Genomic DNA, 3018 nt, shown 5'->3' on the forward strand with positions numbered 1-3018 from the left:
GGACTGGGGACATGGTCCGCAGGCGGTCAGATGGCGTTCTTGAGTTTCACGGCAGACGGGACAACCAGGTCAAGATCCGTGGTTTCCGGGTCGAGCTCGGCGAGGTAGAGCACGCTCTGCGTACTCATCCGGGCGTCCGCGCGGCTCACGCTCAAGCCGAAAGGGACCGTGACGAGGTCGCGATCACGGCTTACGTCGTGGGAGAGGTGGATGTGCGGGAGCTCGCCGAGAACCTCCGGAAGCGGCTCCCGGACCACATGGTCCCGGCGAAGTGGGCAACACTCGACGCGCTGCCGTTCACGCCTGGGGGCAAGGTCGACCGGGCGGCGCTGCCCGCTGCCGGGCGTATCGTCGCCGACCCGAAGGGGGCGGCCCGGTCCTTCTCTCGCACCGAAGCCGAGCTCTCGGACATCTGGGAGTCGTTGCTGGGCACTGCCCCGGCCACTGGGAGAGATGACTTCTTCGATCTTGGTGGCGATTCGCTGAAGATCGCACGTCTCAGTGCGCGAATCGGCGCGGTGTTCGGAGTCCGGGTTCCGCTGCGTCAACTCATGGAGCACAGCCGTCTGTCGGATCTCACGGAGCTCGTGGGGGACCTGGTACGGCGCGACTCTCCCCGTCCCGCCGCCAAGGAGACCTTCAAGACACGTTCCGCAGCGTTCGACGTGACGGTCTCGGTCAGCGATCCAAAATTCCTCGGGACGCCGATCGGTCACCGTCGCACCTGGATGCTGGAACGTTCTCTCAGCGAACTCCAGTCGGATCTGGAACATCTGGACCGGCTCGTCGCGTCGCAGATACGCGGTGTCGACCGACCTGTCATCAATGGGTCCTGGGATCGGAGCGGAGCTCGATACACGCCCTCGCAGCTGGTCATCGAGGGCCAGGAGGTCATGCAGGACTGGGAGCGCCCGCTGATGCGGGCCATGGCGGCCCACGTCACCGAGAGCCGAGGGCACGTGCTGGAGGTGGGCTTCGGCATGGGAATCTCGGCCACCTTCATCCAGGAGTTCGGAGCAGCTTCCCACACGATCATCGAGCCGAACGAAGACGTCATCGTCGCCTTCGAACGGTGGCGCGAAGGCTACCCGGACCGCGACATCCGGCTGGTTCGCGGGTTCTGGGACGAGGCGATCGACCAGCTCGGACAGTTCGACGCGATCTTCTTCGACACCTATCCGACCAACGAGCGCGAGTATCGCGACACGGTCGTGCACAGCACCAACTACGCGGAGAACTTCTTCGAGGCGGCCGCCGCCCATCTTCGGACCGGAGGCGTCTTCTCCTACTACACCAACGAGATCGACACCGTCGGACGCTCCCACCAGCGCAGCTTGCTCAGGCATTTCTCCTCGTTCTCGGTGGAGGTGGTGCGCGATCTCGCGCCGCCGAGTGACTGCACCTACTGGTGGGCCGACTCGATGGTCGCCGTCAAAGCCGTTAAATGAGAGAGGCGGATACACGCATGCCCCCCAAGACGCTCGTGACCTATGTGCTGAGCGAAGAAGACAACGAGGCGCTCGACGCTGTCATCCACGACATCATGCGAGCAGGGCACGACCCGAGGTCCGGTGCCCTGTACGACCTTGCGTGGCGGTATCTTGCCGGCGTCCCCGCGGGTCTACGCGAGGCGCTGAGCGGTTTCCGCAACGCGGAGACCGGTAGCGCGTTCGCGATCCGAGGCTTCCGCCTGGACCCGGAGGGGATCGAGCCAACCCCGGCGAGCTGGGCCGAACCCGACTCGTTGCGGAGAGAGGAACTCTTCTTCGCACTTACCGGTATGTGCCTCGGCGAGGTCTACGGTTGGTCGACGATCCAGAACGGCAGTCTGATTCAGAACGTCCTGCCCCTGCCGGGCGTCGAGAACGAGCAGAGCGGCCACAGCAGTGACGTCCTGCTCGGGTGGCACACCGAGGACGCGTTCCATCCCTATCGGTGCGATTATGTCGGCCTGCTCGGCATCCGTAACCTCGACCGGGTCCCCACGACGGTCGCCTCGATTCGGGACATCGAGCTCAGCGAAGATGCCAAGAAGATCCTCTCCGAGCCCCGTTACGTGATCTATCCCGACACCGAGCATCTGGGTCAGACCCCCGACGACGGGGCCCATTTCGGACTGTCAGAGATCCAGAAGCTGCGGGACAATCCGGAGCCCGTGGCCGTCCTCTTCGGTCACCCCGACGAGCCTTACCTGCGACTTGACCCCTTCTACATGACGACCTTCGGGACCGACCCCGAGGCCGAGGAGGCGCTCAAGGAGATCTGCGAGAAGCTCATGATCTCTGAGTACGACGTCGTTCTCGAGCCAGGCGACATCGTCTACGTCGACAACTTCACCGCGGTACACGGCCGACGTCCCTTCCGCGCGAGGTACGACGGACGTGACCGCTGGCTCAAGAAGCTCACGGTGACAAGGAACCTTCGCCCTTCGCGCGGTCTGCGTCGCTCATCCGCCTGCCGAGTGATCGGCTGAGGTAGGKGATCTGTGCTGCCGGCAGGTGCATGAAATACGGCGTCTGCGCTAGGGGTCAACTTCTGTCAACTGTCGGGCGCACGGCACGTGCACGGCGTGGGCAACGCAACGCAAGCTCGGCATCTGGTCCTGCCCGCGACGAGGCCGGCGGTGGGAGATCGGGTCCGCCTCCCGGCGACGACGTTCGCCGCGACAGGTTCCTGGCGGATACCAAACTGCTCTCGGGCGACGCCGAGCGTGTGATCGTGGTCCGTTTCGACGGCAGGGTCGTCGGCATTTCCAATGTCCGCTGCGTCATTCAGGACTGCACCCAGGCCATGGGCGCAGTCCACCCGGACGGTGCCATGGTCGGCACCAAGGGTTTCGCAGGAGTCTGCAGCTTCACCACTCCAAGTTGCCGCCCGGACCAGGGACCACTGGCCCCAACGTTCAGCATCCCGGTCGTGCCCCCGTGCTCGTCCGAAGAACAGATCCACTTCAGCGGCCTCGTCCGCTGCGTCCTCTCCGGAGAGAAGTCATGCGTCCCTGTCTCCTGCTCGTCGATG

Annotated in this window: 3 protein-coding genes and 1 pseudogene; all 4 read left to right on the plus strand. The window is 64.7% G+C overall.

Annotated elements, in window-relative coordinates:
- Positions 1 to 1448, plus strand: a 1448-nt coding sequence (locus EAO75_RS44795; protein WP_261989723.1) for a class I SAM-dependent methyltransferase, incomplete at its 5' end; no start/stop codon positions are given.
- Positions 1449 to 1465: 17 nt separating this feature from the next.
- Positions 1466 to 2473: a guanitoxin biosynthesis L-enduracididine beta-hydroxylase GntD gene (gene gntD / locus EAO75_RS44800; RefSeq protein ID WP_187284864.1), complete on the plus strand. Its 1008-nt coding sequence runs from the start codon at positions 1466 to 1468 to the stop codon at positions 2471 to 2473.
- Positions 2474 to 2536: 63 nt separating this feature from the next.
- Positions 2537 to 2716 (plus strand): annotated as a pseudogene (locus EAO75_RS48850) (DegT/DnrJ/EryC1/StrS family aminotransferase); the annotation flags it as partial.
- 2 nt (positions 2717 to 2718) lie between these two features.
- Positions 2719 to 3018: hypothetical protein (locus EAO75_RS46875; protein WP_222724048.1), on the plus strand; the 300-nt coding region annotated here is incomplete at its 3' end.

It is taken from the genome of Streptomyces sp. UW30 (assembly GCF_008042075.1).
Classification (GTDB): domain Bacteria; phylum Actinomycetota; class Actinomycetes; order Streptomycetales; family Streptomycetaceae; genus Streptomyces.